Origin of the sequence: Rathayibacter sp. AY1F9 (assembly GCF_002932155.1) — a bacterium.
GTDB lineage: Bacteria > Actinomycetota > Actinomycetes > Actinomycetales > Microbacteriaceae > Rathayibacter.
Genome location: NZ_PSVA01000015.1, coordinates 20,000 through 32,919, shown reverse-complemented (window position 1 = coordinate 32,919; position 12,920 = coordinate 20,000). Strand labels below are relative to the sequence as shown.

The window sequence follows — 12,920 nt, the reverse complement described above, 5'->3', positions numbered from 1 at the left end:
GCTCCGCCCGGCGTGTCGGCGTCCGCAGCGCCGCCCTGCGGAGGAGGACGTCACAGGGACCAGCCCCGGGGCGGGGCGCCCTATCCTGTCAGGGTGAAGATCCTCGTCCTCGGTTCGGGTGCCCGTGAGCACGCCATCATCACGGCTCTCCTCGCGGAGGAGGAGCACCACGAGATCATCGCGGCGCCCGGCAACGCCGGCATCGCGCGTGACGTCGAGGTCATCCACTTCGACACGAACAGCCCCCGGCTGGTCAGCGACTTCGCGGTGGAGCAGGGCATCGAGCTCGTCGTCATCGGCCCCGAGGCGCCCCTGGTCGCCGGAGTCGCCGACGCGCTCCGCAAGCGCCGCATCCCCACCTTCGGCCCCGACCGGGCCGCCGCCGCACTCGAGGGCTCGAAGACCTTCGCGAAGCGCGTGATGGACATGGCCCGCGTGCCCACCGGCCGCGCGACCCGCGTCTCCACCCTGGTCGACGCCACCCGCGCCATCGACGAGTACGGACTCCCCTCGGTCGTCAAGGCCGACGGCCTCGCCGCGGGCAAGGGCGTCCTGGTGACGGAGTCGCGCAGCGCCGCGATCGCGCACGCCGAGTTCTGGCTGCAGTCCGGCGACGTCCTCATCGAGGAGTTCCTCGCCGGCCAGGAGGTCTCCCTCTTCCTCCTCTCCGACGGCCACGACGTCGTCCCTCTCTCCCCCGCGCAGGACTTCAAGCGCCTGGGCGACGGCGACGAGGGGCCGAACACCGGCGGCATGGGCGCCTACTCCCCGCTCCCCTGGCTCGCCGACCGCTGGGAGAGCGAGCGCGCCTTCGTCGACGAGGTGATCGACACGGTCGCCATCCCGACCATCCGCCAGCTCGAGCGCGAGCGCACCCCCTTCGTCGGACTCCTCTACTGCGGCCTCATCGTGACCGACGCGGGCCTGCGCGTGATCGAGTTCAACGCCCGCTTCGGAGACCCCGAGACCCAGGTCGTCCTCCCCCGCCTCGCCTCCCCGCTGTCCGCGCTGCTGCACGCGGCGGCCACCGGCGCGCTCGCCTCCGTCCCGTGGCCCGCGTTCACGGACGAGGTCGCCGTCACCGTCGTCCTCGCGAGCGAGGGCTACCCCGAGAACGCCGTCACCGGACGGACCATCACCGGACTCGACGCGGCGGCGGACGTCCCCGGCGTCACCATCGCCCACGCGGCGACCCAGCTGGTCGACGGGAGCTTCGTCGCCACCGGCGGCCGCGTGCTCAACGTCGTCGCGCGCGGCGCCGACTTCGCCGAAGCGCGGGAGCGGGCGTACCGCGCGCTCGACCTGATCCACCTCGACGGCGGGCTGTATCGGAGCGACATCGCGGCGAAGGTCGCGCAGTAGCGCGACCTCAGCGTGATGTCGGCCACGCCGCTCCCCGCGCGGCGTGGCGCAGTCAGCTGGGAGAGTGGCCGGGTCTCGGGGAGCGATCGGCGCGTACGACACGCTCGGCACGCGTTCCGGTCGACGCCTCGAGGGTGGCCGGGGGTGAAGTGGATCCGCGCTCGGACTCGGACCTCCGCGACACGGGCTCGCGGCGGAGGTCGGTCGCCTCGCGGGGGGCGGGTCAGGCCAGGGTGCGGAGGGCCTCGGCGAGGTGGGGGTGCGCGAAGGTGAAGCCGGCGTCCTCGAGGCGGGCGGGCACGACCCAGCGGGACTTGAGCAGGAGCTCGGACTCGGTGCGGAGCAGGAGCGTCGCGGGCTCGAGGACGAAGCGCGGAGCCGGCACGCCGACCCGGCGGCCCACGGCGGCGCGGAGCAGCCGGGAGAGCTCGGTGTTGTCGCTCGGATTCGGCGACGCGAGGTTCACCGGCCCGTCGAGGGTCGACTCCTCGAGGAAGCGGATCGACCGGTGGACGTCCTCCACGTGGATCCAGCTGAAGTGCTGACGGCCGCGGGTGCGCCGGTGCTCGTGGTGCACACCGGCCTCGCGGCGCGCGCGCGTCGAGGGCCACGGCCCGTCGAACTGCGGACCGCCGAGGCCGAGCCGCGCCAGCCGCAGCAGGATCGCCGTCGCCGGACCGTCTCCGAGCACGATGGACATCCGCAGCGCCACGCGCCGCACGCCGGGCGTCTCCCCGGTGAAGAACTCCGACTCCCACGCCCGCGCCACATCGACCGAGAAGCCCTCGCCGAGCACGCCCTCGTCCTCGGTGTTCGCCCGCTCCTCCTCGTGCCGGTAGATCGTGGCCGTGCTCGCGTTCATCCAGACCGGCGGAGGAGTCGCGGCCGCCGCGACCGCCCGGTGCAGCTCCGCGGTGGTCGCCACGCGCGAGCGGAGGATCTCGGCGCGGTTCGCCGCGGTGTACCGGCAGTCGACGCTCTTGCCGGCCAGGTTCACCAGGAGGCGCGCACCGTCGAGGACCCGGGTGATGCCGGCGGTGTCGCCCCAGCGCGCGTCCGGCCCGGAGCGGCCGATCCTCCGCACCGTCCAGCCGTCGGCCGTGAAGCGGCGGGTGAGGTCCGTCCCGAGGAATCCGCTCGCACCGGCGAGGACGACGACGGGGTCAGCGGTGCTGCTCATCGCCCCATCGTGCCGCACGGCGCCGGAGTCACGGGGAGGACTCGTCGCAGGCGCGCTGCCGGGACGCGGAGTGGGTGGAGGCGGGCCTCGGTCAGCCGCCGAGCGACCCCGCATCGCGGAGGAGACGCGCCGCGGCGAGCGCCCCGGCCAGCCGCTCGGCGAACCCCGGCGGCACCTCGGCGGGCAGCGCGTCGACCGGCCACCAGGCCACGTCGTCGCTCTCGTCGCTGACGCTCACCGGAGCGTCCGGATCGGCGATCGCACCGTAGCCCACGTCCCAGTGGCGGGAGCAGCGGCCGAAGCCGTCGCCGAGCGCGTGCCGGTCGAGGTCGAGGGGCAGGACGCCGAGCGGCTGCAGCCGTGCCGCTCCGCTCTCCTCCCGCGCCTCGCGGAGGGCCGCGTCGGCCGTGGAGTCGTCGCCGGGCTCGACATGACCGCCGAGCTGCACCCAGAACCGGCCCTTGCGGTGGAAGCAGAGCAGCACCTGCGCCAGATTCGGCGAGAGCACGAAGCAGCTCGCCGTGACGTGCTCGGGGCCGCCGTCGCGCTCGAGCGCCGACTCGCCGCGCTGCTCGAGGAACGCCAGGTACTCGTCCCGCAGGTCCGCGAGCGCGCCCGCGTCCCACTCCCGCAGCTCGCCCGCCAGCCGCGTCCCTCGCTCCCCCGTCACGCGAAGGACCCTACCTCCCCTCCGGGAGCTGCCCCTCCGGTGCGCTGCACGGCGTGCGTGGCGTACCGGAGCGGCAGCTTCCGGGGAGGGAGCAGGGACGGGAGCGTCAGACGGAGAGGCCGGAGAGGCCCTCGCGGTCGACGCGGCGGTGGAAGCGCATGCCGGCGAGACCGCCGAGCACGGCGCCGACCAGCGCGACGACCAGGGCGGCGAGCGCCGTCACGACCGCCGCGGCCGTGGCGTCGCCGGCGTCGAGCGGGATCGTCGGGAAGCCGCTCACCGCGGAGAGCGCCTGGCTGCCGCCGGTGATCGCCGAGACGATGCCCACGACGATCGCGACGACGACCGCCCAGGCCCACACTCCGACGCCCTGCTTCGCTCCGCTGAAGCGGGCCATGCGGCCTGCCACGTAGCCGCCGCAGTAGTAGGCGACGAGGAGGATGACCAGCAGTGCGATCGCGCCCGCCCAGCCGAACGCGGCGGGGTCGGCCGCGAGGTCGCCGGTGACGTCCTGGGTGCCGATGACGGCGGCCCCGATCGCGGTGACGAGGGCGGTCAGGAGGACGGCGAGTCCGGTGGCGGCGAGCCAGCCGAAGAAGGCGCAGCCGATCTTGAAGCCGCCGAAGCGGTCGCGCTCGCGCTGGTGGATGTCCTTGCGCGCAGCCGCACGGGCCTGCTTCGCCTCGGCGGAGTCGGGGTCGACGGGCGCGCGGTGCTCGGGGGCCGAGTGCGCCGAGTCGGAGCGGTCCGTCGAGGCGGAGCGGTCCGTCGAGGCGGAGCGGTCCGTCGAGGCGGAGCGGCCCGGAGTCGCGGAGCGGTCCGAGGAGGCGGAGCGGTCCGGAGTCGCGGAGCGGTCCGGAGTCACGGAGCGGTCCGTCGCCGCAGCCGCTCCCGTATCCCCCGCGGAGTCGATGCGCGCCGTGCCGCCCGCCGCCGAGCCCTCTGCCCGTCGCGGCAGTCCGCCGTCAGCCGGATCCCTGTCTGTCGTGCTCATGTCGAACCTCCTGGCCGAGCGCCCCGAAGAAGGGCGACACGCTCAGTCAAGACCCAGGGAGCCCTCGGTGTCGCGGGCTTGACGACACGACGGAGCGGTCCGGGCGTCAACCCCCTGCGCCCCCTCCCTCCCACCCGCTTGCATGGAGGGACCGACCGACGACACGAGAGGGAGAGTCATGACTCCGGAATCCCCCGAGCAGACACCGCCCGGCACCGAGGCCGAGCTGACGCCGAAGGCCGACCACGGCGAGACCACCTACCGCGGCACCGGCCGCCTCAGCGGCAAGGTCACCCTCATCACGGGCGGCGACAGCGGCATCGGCAAGGCCGTCGCGATCGCGTTCGCGCGCGAGGGCGCCGACGTCGCGATCTCGTACCTCGACGAGCACGACGACGCCGAGGACACCGCCAAGTGGGTCCGGGAGGCCGGCCGCGAGGCGCTGCTCCTCCCCGGCGACCTGCAGGACCCGGCGCACTGCCGCGCCGTCGTCATCGAGACCGTCGAGCGCTTCGGCCACCTCGAGGTGCTCGTCAGCAACGCCGCCTTCCAGATGAGCCGCGAGAGCGTCACCGACATCCCGGACGAGGAGTGGGACCGCACGATCGCGACGAACATCAGCGCCTACTTCCACCTCGTGAAGTCGGCGCTGCCCCACCTGAAGGAGGGCGCGTCGATCATCGCGACGAGCTCGGTGCAGTCCGACCAGCCGTCGTACCAGCTGCTTCCCTACGCCGCCACGAAGTCGGCGATCCTCAGCCTCACCGCCTCGTTCGCGCAGGCGCTCGGCGAGAAGGGCATCCGCGCCAACTCGGTCGCGCCCGGCCCGATCTGGACGCCGCTGATCCCCTCGACCATGCCGGAGGAGGCCGTCGCCGAGTTCGGCGAGCAGGTCCCGCTGGGCCGCCCCGGGCAGCCGGCCGAGGTGGCCCCCGCCTACGTCCTCCTCGCCTCCGACGAGGCGAGCTACATCAGCGGGTCGACGATCGCCGTCACCGGCGGGAAGCCGATCCTCTGATCACGCTCCAGGGCACCGCTCACCCGCAGGATTCCGCGATAGGTTCCTGCGGGTGAGTGTCCACATCCGCAGCATCGAGACGGCGGTGCCGACCACGGTCCTGCGCCAGTCCGAGGTGCGCGACCTCTTCGCGTCCCAGCCCGCGATGACCCGGCTCGGGTCCCGCCTGATCGGCGCGGCCTTCGACGCGTCCGGGATCGACACCCGCAGCACGGTGGTCGACGAGCTCGACCGGGTCGAGCGGGAGGGTGCGAGCGTCTTCTACGACGCGGGGAGCGGCCTGGTGCTCGACCCGGGGACGGCCGCGCGCAACGCCGTCTACACCGAGCGCGCTCCCGAGCTCTTCACGGAGGCGGCCCGCCGCGCCCTCTCGTCCGCGTCGATGACCCCCGAGGACGTCACCCACGTGGTGACGGTCTCCTGCACCGGCTTCTACGCCCCGGGGCCCGACTACCAGCTGGTCCGCCGCCTCGGCCTCGCGCCCTCGACGCAGCGCTTCCACCTCGGCTTCATGGGCTGCTACGGCGCCTTCCCCGGCCTGCGCGCCGCCCGCCAGTTCTGCGAGGCCGACCCGGAGGCGGTCGTCCTCGTCGTCGCGGTCGAGCTGTGCACCATCCACCTCACGAGCTCCAACGACCCGGAGCAGATCGTCGCGACCTCCGTCTTCGCCGACGGCGGTGCGGCGGCCGTCGTCACCGCCCGCGAGGCCGCGCCCGGCACCTCGGTGCTCGAGCTCGACGCGCTCGCCACGACGCTCACCGACGAGGGCGAGACCGAGATGGCGTGGACGATCGGCGACCACGGCTTCTCGATGCGGCTGAGCACCTACGTGCCCTCGATCATCGGAGCGAACATCGAGGCGGCCGTCGCCCCGCTGCTGGCCGGCGCCGAGGTCGAGCGGAGCGACGTGCAGCGCTGGGCGATCCACCCCGGCGGCCGCAGCATCCTCGACAAGGTGCAGGCCTCGCTCGCCCTCAGCGACGAGCAGCTGGCCCCGTCGCGCGAGGTGCTGCGGACCAACGGCAACATGTCGAGCGCGACCGTCCTCTTCATCCTGCGGCGCCTGCTGCACGGCGAGGCGGCCGACGGCGAGCGGATCGGCGCGATGGCGTTCGGCCCCGGCCTCACCGTCGAGCTCGCGCTGCTCACCAAGCGGGGCGGGGAGTGACTCCGCGAGCCCCTCTCGCGCCGGACCTGCGCCACCGCGAGGTCTCCGAGCAGGAGCTGATGGACGACCCGGACTGCGACCGCACCCTGCTCGACGCCACCTACGCCCGCTTCGGCACCGTGAACCGGCTGGTCTCGGGGTGGCGTGGCCTCTACCGCTCGCGCCTGCGTCCGCTGCTGCGGCCCGACGAGCCGTTCCGCCTGCTCGACATCGGCTCCGGAGGCGGCGACGTCGCCCGCTCCCTCGCCGGCTGGGCCCGCGAGGACGGCCTCCGCCTGGCGATCACCGCCGTCGATCCGGACGAGCGCGCCTCCGCCTTCGCCACGTCGACGCCCGCGCCGCCCGGAGTCGAGTTCCGCCGCGCGAGCAGCGCCGACCTGGTCGCCGAGGGCGAGCACTTCGACCTGGTGACCTCCAACCACGTGCTGCACCACCTGTCGCCGGACTCACTCGCCGACCTGCTCGCCGACAGCGAGCGCCTGGCCCCGCGCGCACTGCACAACGACATCGAGCGCTCGCGGCTGGCCTACACGGCCTACCTGCTGGCCACGCGACCGATCGCGGCCGGCTCGTTCCTCCACTACGACGGGTCGCTGTCGGTGCGGCGCAGCTTCACCGCCGCCGAGCTGCGGGCTGTGGCGCCCGAGGGGTGGCGGGTCGAGCGCGCGGCGCCCTACCGGCTGCTGCTCGCGCGGGGCGAGGTGTGAGGACGCGGCGGAGGGTGAGCGCTTCCGGTCCGCTCTGGCTGCGCGCCGCCGCTGTCAGCTACTCCGCCAACTGCGCCCTCGGCACCGCCGTCGCCACCGGCGCTCTCCGCACGGGCCGCTGGCACTGGATCCATCACGCGCTCTACATCTGCACGTCGACGCTCACCGCTCTGGCCTGGGCGACGCTGCGACGGTCGGACACCCGCGCCGCGTCCGCGCTGGCTCCCGCCGCCGTCCCGCTGGCGGTGATCCCCTTCGCGGGGACGCACGGACGTCAGCACCCGGCGATCGCGCTGGCGGCGGCTCCGTTCGTGCTCGCCGCTCTCGGGCGGACGCGGCGGCCGGCGCGGCGCCGAGGAGTGCTCCAGCGTCTCAGGGCCGGGTCAGCCCTGCGCTGACGCGCCCCGGCCTCTAGCGCGGGGGCTCGACGTCGCGGTCGGGGTCGGAGCGGTACGAGCGCAGCGCCTGCCAGCCGGCGATCGCGAGGATCAGCGCGCCGCAGAGCATCGTCAGCAGGTTCGGCACCGAGAAGCCGCTGCCCACGACCGAGTTGATGCCCGCGCCGAGCACGAACACACCTCCGAGGAGGTAGAAGATGACCCTCGTCTTCACCGTTCCACCGCTTCCCTCGAGCCTGCACAGGACCCTCGATGGTACCGCGCGCGCCCCGGGCCGCCGCTGCTCCCCCTCTGCGCGATCGATCGGGGCAGGATCGAGGCATGGAGTTCCTCGATGTCGTCCGGCGCCGGAAGACCACCAACGGCGCGTTCCTGCCCGACCCCGTCTCCGAGGAGCACCAGCGGCTCCTGATGGAGGTGGCCGGCCGGGCGCCCTCGCAGCTCAACAGCCAGCCGTGGCGGTTCGTGCTCGTCGAGGAGCGCGAGACGATCGACCGGATCGCCGCGATCAGCGGCGAGAGCATGACCACCGCGATGTCGAACGGCACGTTCTTCGAGCGCTACAAGCCCTACTTCCGCTTCAGCAGCGAGGAGATGGAGCGGCGGCGCGACGGGATGCTGTTCGACAAGCTGCCGGCTCCGCTCCGCCCCTTCACGAAGCAGGTCTTCACGAAGCGCGGGCAGTTCCTGATGAACTCCCTCCGCGTCCCGCAGACGCTCGGCGAGGAGAACCGCCGGCTCGTCGCGGGATCGCCGCTGCTGCTCGGGGTGATGCTCGACCGCTCCGAGTACCGGCCGGGCGAGCTCTCCTCCTTCTACTCGGTGTTCAGCATGGGCGCCGCGATGGAGAACGTCTGGCTGAGCACGGTCGAGCTGGGGATGGGGATCCAGTTCGTGTCGTTCCCGATGGAGGTGCCGGGAGCGTGGGCGCGGATCGAGTCGCTGCTCGCCGTGCCCGACGAGCTGGAGCTGATGGCGGTGTACCGGCTCGGCTACCTGCCTCCGGAGCAGCGGCGGCCGGCGATCGACTGGTCCTCCCACCAGCGGAAGCTGCCGTCGCAGTACGTCTTCCGCGGCACCTGTGCGACTCCGCAGGAGGGGTGGGACGCGCCGGCCGGGCCGTGACGGGATCCTGAGCGGCGCGGCCGGCAGCCGGAGGTGCCCGCGCTCGCTCCCGGGCCGGCCCCGGCCGACGGGAGATCCGCGACGGAGCATCGACTCCGCCGTCACGCGTCGGCTAACGTGGCGCCCAGCACGCCCGGCAGTGCTACGTCCCGTCCGCGGGACTGTCAATGGGGGTCCGGCGTGTCTCCCGCCCGATTCCCCGCACCGGGGTCCGAGCGGATACCGTCCCCCGAGGAGCCGTCCGCCAGGGCCGGCCCGATGAACGAAGGGGGCCCGTGGCCACGCTCATCTACGGACCGCAGAACCTCGAGATCGAATTCGAGGAGCGCGTCCTCGCGCACCTGAAGGTCGCCGTCCTCTCGAAGCTGCGCCGCAACGAAGCCTTCTCGCTCTCGTGGATGGAGGACGCCTCCACCGGACACGGCCGGAGCTCCGTCTGGCTGCACCCGTCGGTGCCGCTGCACTTCCGCTTCACCGAGGCGCACCAGCCCAAGCTCAACCGCGCGTGGATCGAGCAGATGCTCAGCGTCGCCAGCATGCACGGCGAGCTCTCGGTCCTGCCGGAGCCCGAGGAGCAGCGCCAGGGCTCCTGAGCCCTGCCGCTCCCGGGCCCTGCTGCTCCTGGGCCCCGCTGCCCCCTGATCGCACGGCCGTCAACCCCGTCCCCTCTGCGGGGGACGCGAAGTACCGTCGAGAAGACGTCCCCGGAACCATCGGCGGACGTCGACGGACGGAGACGACCATGACGGACACCGCGCGAGCGACCGGCCTGCCCACCCTCACCCCGGTGCGGACGCTCCGCAAGGAGCAGCCGATCGAGCCGCGCCGCGTGCCGGACTCCGTCTCCGTCGGCTCCCAGCCGGTCATCGGCTGCCGGATCGACGTGAGCGGCCGCTCCTTCGTCGTCGAGCTCGACATGGCCGGCATCTTCCTGCGCCAGGTGCGCCGGAGCCTGCGCGAGGGCGAGGGCGGCCTCGTGCTGCTGCGCCACGTCGACGGGATCGAGATGATCCCGTTCTCGCGCGCGACGCCGTTCGACGTCTCGGACATCGTCTGCCCCGAGGGCGTCGAGCCCGCGGACGCCCGCTCGGCCCTGGGGCTCCGCGACCGCTGAGCCGCGACGGGTGGCGTGCTCCGCCCCGCGCCCGCCGCTGAGCGGGATCAGGCGGGGAGCGACGCCTCGATCAGGTCGACGATCCGCGGGTCGTCGGGCTCGACCGTCGGGCGGAACCGGTGGACCGTGCCGTCGGCCGTGATCAGGAACTTCTCGAAGTTCCACTTCACCCGGCCGGCCTTGCCGTTCTCGTCCTCCGCCTTGGTGAGCTCCGCGTAGAGCGGGTGCGCCGAGCGGCCGTTGACGCGGACCTTCTCGAACATCGGGAAGGTGACCCCCCAGGTCGTCGAGCAGTACGCCTTGATCTTGTCCTCGTCGCTCAGCTCCTGGAGGAACTGGTTGCTCGGGAAGCCGAGGACCGTGAATCCGCGCTCCCCGTAGCTCTTCTGCAGGGCCTCGAGCTTCTCGTACTGCGGGGCGAGGCCGCAACGGGAGGCGACGTTGACGATCAGCCGCACGGGCGGGTAGTCGGCGAGGGTCGACGTGGTGCCGTCGATCGTGGTGAGGGGGATGTCGGCGATCGTGTCGGGCACGGAGGGCTCCTTCGGACGTGGTGCGTCGACGCTACTCCCCGCCGCCGAGGGAACCCCGAGTCGTGGAGGCGGCTCGCTGCGGGTTCCCGCGACGGTCCGGGGTTCCCTCGGCGCGCACCTGCCTCCACCATGGGGGGATGGCCGCCTCGCAGCAGATCGTCTCGGTCGGCGGGCGGAGGCTGCGGCTGACGAACCTCGACAAGGTCGTCTACCCGGAGACGGGCTTCACCAAAGCCGATGTGCTCTCCTACTACGCCTCCGTCGCCTCCGCGATGCTGCCCCATCTCGCGCGCCGCCCGGTCACCCGGAAGCGCTGGGTCGACGGAGTGGGCACCGCCGAGCATCCGGGCGAGGTCTTCTTCGAGAAGAACCTCCCCTCCTCCGCCCCCTACTGGCTGAGCCGGACCCGGCTCGCGCACTCGTCGCGCGACGTCGAGTACCCGCTGGTCGACGACGTCGCCGGGCTCACCTGGCTGGCGCAGCAGGCGGCGCTCGAGCTGCACGTCCCGCAGTGGCGGGTGGGCTCCGACGGCGAGCGCCGTCCGCCCGACCGCCTCGTGCTCGACCTCGACCCGGGCGAGGGGGCGGGCCTCGCCGAGTGCGCCGAGGTCGCGTTCCTCGCCCGCGACCTGCTGGAGGGGATGGGGCTGTCTCCGCTGCCGGTGACCAGCGGGAGCAAGGGGATCCACCTCTACTGCCCGCTGGACGCCTCCGCCTCCAGCGACCAGATCTCGGCGGTCGCGCACGAGCTGGCGCGCGTGCTCGAGTCGGACCACCGCGACCTCGTCGTCTCGGACATGAAGAAGACCCTGCGCGAGGGCAAGGTCCTCGTCGACTGGAGCCAGAACAGCGCGGCGAAGACGACCATCGCCCCCTACTCCCTCCGGGGGCGCCTCCGGCCGGCCGCCGCCGCGCCCCGCACGTGGGAGGAGCTGGGTGCCGACAACCTGCGCCACCTGTCGCCCGACGAGGTGGTGGAGCGGCTGCGGAGCGACGGCGACCTCCTCCGCCCGCTGCTCGCCGCCCGGGGTGCCGGGCTCGAGCCGACCCCGGAGCGGATGGCGGGCTTCGCCGCGACGGACGCCTCCTCCGACCGCCTGGCGACCTACCGCAGCATGCGCGACGCGTCGAGGACGCCGGAGCCGGTGCCCGAGGCGGGGTCCGCGGGCTCCTCCTCGGGCGACTCCTTCGTCATCCAGGAGCACCACGCGCGGCGCCTGCACTACGACTTCCGGCTCGAGCACGACGGCGTCCTGGTCAGCTGGGCGGTGCCGAAGGGCCCGCCGCTGGAGGGCGACCCGAACCGGCTCGCGGTGCAGACCGAGGACCACCCCCTCGAGTACGCGACCTTCGAGGGCACGATCCCGGCCGGCGAGTACGGCGGCGGCGAGGTGCGCATCTGGGACGAGGGCACCTACGCGCTCGAGAAGTGGCGCGAGGGGAAGGAGGTGATCGCGGTGCTGACCGGCCGCCCCGACGGCGGGCTCGGCGGCGAGCCCCGTCGCTACGCCCTGCTGCACACGGGCTCGAGGGAGGGCGCCGAGAAGAACTGGCTCCTGCACCTGATGGCGCCGGGTCCCGCTCACGGGCACGGGACGCAGCGACGGGGCCGGGCGGCCGCGTCCGCCGCGTCGCCCGCTCCCCGCCCCGCACCCTCCGCAGACCGCCCGGCCGAGGACTCCGCTCCGCGCCGCCACCGCCCCATGCTCGCCACGGCCGGACGCCGCGGCGACGTGGACCCCGGGGCCGCGATCGAGATGAAGTGGGACGGCTACCGCGCTCTCGTGCGGGTGCAGGGCGGCACCGCGACCCTCACGAGCCGCAACGGCAACGACCTGACCGCGGCGTTCCCCGACCTGCTCGCCCCGCTCGCCGAGGCCGCCGCCGACGCCGTGCTCGACGGCGAGATCGTCGCCCTCGACGCTCGCGGGCGCCCCGACTTCGGCGCCCTGCAGACCCGCGGCGGGCTGACGAAGCCGCGCGAGATCGAGGCGGCCGCCCGGTCCACTCCGGTGCACCTGATGGTCTTCGACCTGCTCGAGCGCGCAGGAGAGGACCTGACCGGGAGCGATTACGACACCCGTCGCTCGGCACTGGTCGAGCTCGTCGCCGAGAACGAGCGCGTGCACGTCCCGTCCGTGTTCGACGGCGACCTGGAGGAGGCGATGGCCACCAGCCGCACCCTCGGCCTCGAGGGCGTGGTCGCCAAGCGCCGCGACTCGCGCTACCAGGAGGGCAGCCGCTCGCGCGACTGGATCAAGCTCACCCACCACCGGCTGCAGGAGGTCGTGATCGTGGGCTGGCGCGAGGGCGAGGGCGGCCTCCAGGGGTCGGTCGGGGCGCTGCTGACCGCGATCCCCGGCGAGGACGGGCTCGCGTACTCCGGCCGTGTGGGCACCGGCTTCAGCGACCGCGAGCGCCGCGGCCTGGTCGATCGCCTGGCCGAGCACGCCACCGAGGAGCCCGCCGTCTCCGTCCCTCCGCTCGAGTCGCGCGGCGTGCACTGGGTGTCGCCCGTCCTGGTCGGCGAGGTCCGCTACCGCGAGCGCACCGCCTCCGGCACCCTCCGCCAGCCGGTCTGGCGCGGCTGGCGCGCCGACAAGGCCGCCGAGGACGTCCGCGTGGAGGAGCCGGGCAGCTGACCCTCCGGT

14 protein-coding genes are annotated in these 12,920 nt (G+C 73.6%); 9 read left to right on the top strand and 5 right to left on the bottom strand.

Translation table 11 applies throughout. From position 1 onward, the window contains the following. Window positions 1-93 precede the first annotated feature (93 nt). Window positions 94-1,362, top strand: a complete 1,269-nt coding sequence (purD, locus tag C5C37_RS10830; protein WP_104226811.1) for a phosphoribosylamine--glycine ligase — start codon at window positions 94-96, stop codon at window positions 1,360-1,362. 223 nt (window positions 1,363-1,585) lie between these two features. Here purD and C5C37_RS10825 read toward each other — a convergent pair whose 3' ends face one another. The 3 genes from C5C37_RS10825 to C5C37_RS10815 form a co-directional block, all read right to left on the bottom strand. Then, entirely contained in the window at window positions 1,586-2,542 is a 957-nt protein-coding gene (locus C5C37_RS10825; protein WP_104247380.1) for an epimerase, read from the bottom strand. Window positions 2,543-2,633: 91 nt separating this feature from the next. Further along, entirely contained in the window at window positions 2,634-3,212 is a 579-nt protein-coding gene (locus C5C37_RS10820; protein ID WP_258066408.1) for an NUDIX hydrolase, read from the bottom strand. A gap of 106 nt (window positions 3,213-3,318) precedes the next feature. Beyond that, entirely contained in the window at window positions 3,319-4,206 is an 888-nt protein-coding gene (locus C5C37_RS10815) for a hypothetical protein (protein ID WP_219812298.1), read from the bottom strand. Window positions 4,207-4,384: 178 nt separating this feature from the next. Between C5C37_RS10815 and C5C37_RS10810 the strand changes: the two genes are divergently transcribed. Genes C5C37_RS10810 through C5C37_RS10795 form a run of 4 tightly spaced genes read left to right on the top strand, consistent with a single transcriptional unit; the run spans window position 4,385 to window position 7,497 of the window. After that, complete coding sequence (locus C5C37_RS10810) at window positions 4,385-5,224, top strand: SDR family oxidoreductase (RefSeq protein ID WP_104338927.1); 840 nt, start codon at window positions 4,385-4,387, stop codon at window positions 5,222-5,224. A 52-nt stretch (window positions 5,225-5,276) separates the two neighbouring features. Next, window positions 5,277-6,392 (top strand): type III polyketide synthase, encoded by a 1,116-nt coding sequence (locus C5C37_RS10805; protein ID WP_104226808.1) that lies wholly within the window; start codon window positions 5,277-5,279, stop codon window positions 6,390-6,392. Continuing rightward, the gene (locus C5C37_RS10800) at window positions 6,389-7,099 is read left to right on the top strand and encodes a class I SAM-dependent methyltransferase (RefSeq protein WP_258059460.1); all 711 of its coding nucleotides are present in this window, start codon (window positions 6,389-6,391) and stop codon (window positions 7,097-7,099) included. Before C5C37_RS10805 ends, C5C37_RS10800 begins: the two co-directional genes overlap by 4 nt. A 14-nt stretch (window positions 7,100-7,113) precedes the next feature. Beyond that, a complete protein-coding gene (locus C5C37_RS10795) occupies window positions 7,114-7,497 on the top strand; it encodes a hypothetical protein (RefSeq protein WP_104273197.1) in 384 nt (127 codons plus the stop codon). A gap of 13 nt (window positions 7,498-7,510) precedes the next feature. Here C5C37_RS10795 and C5C37_RS10790 read toward each other — a convergent pair whose 3' ends face one another. Beyond that, complete coding sequence (locus C5C37_RS10790) at window positions 7,511-7,711, bottom strand: hypothetical protein (RefSeq protein ID WP_104223776.1); 201 nt, start codon at window positions 7,709-7,711, stop codon at window positions 7,511-7,513. A 107-nt stretch (window positions 7,712-7,818) separates the two neighbouring features. Here C5C37_RS10790 and C5C37_RS10785 point away from each other — a divergent pair, with 107 nt between their 5' ends. The 3 genes from C5C37_RS10785 (at window position 7,819) to C5C37_RS10775 (ending at window position 9,736) form a co-directional block, all read left to right on the top strand. Next, window positions 7,819-8,622 (top strand): nitroreductase family protein, encoded by an 804-nt coding sequence (locus C5C37_RS10785; protein ID WP_104233823.1) that lies wholly within the window; start codon window positions 7,819-7,821, stop codon window positions 8,620-8,622. Window positions 8,623-8,897: 275 nt separating this feature from the next. Further along, the gene (locus C5C37_RS10780) at window positions 8,898-9,215 is read left to right on the top strand and encodes a hypothetical protein (protein WP_244229547.1); all 318 of its coding nucleotides are present in this window, start codon (window positions 8,898-8,900) and stop codon (window positions 9,213-9,215) included. A gap of 149 nt (window positions 9,216-9,364) precedes the next feature. Then, a complete protein-coding gene (locus C5C37_RS10775; protein ID WP_104223778.1) occupies window positions 9,365-9,736 on the top strand; it encodes a hypothetical protein in 372 nt (123 codons plus the stop codon). A 47-nt stretch (window positions 9,737-9,783) separates the two neighbouring features. On the opposite strand, the gene C5C37_RS10770 is transcribed toward C5C37_RS10775, so the two are convergent. Next, window positions 9,784-10,269, bottom strand: a complete 486-nt coding sequence (locus C5C37_RS10770) for a glutathione peroxidase (protein ID WP_244229546.1) — start codon at window positions 10,267-10,269, stop codon at window positions 9,784-9,786. A gap of 137 nt (window positions 10,270-10,406) precedes the next feature. Between C5C37_RS10770 and C5C37_RS10765 the strand changes: the two genes are divergently transcribed. Next, a complete protein-coding gene (locus C5C37_RS10765) occupies window positions 10,407-12,911 on the top strand; it encodes an ATP-dependent DNA ligase (protein ID WP_104338926.1) in 2,505 nt (834 codons plus the stop codon). Window positions 12,912-12,920: the final 9 nt, after the last annotated feature.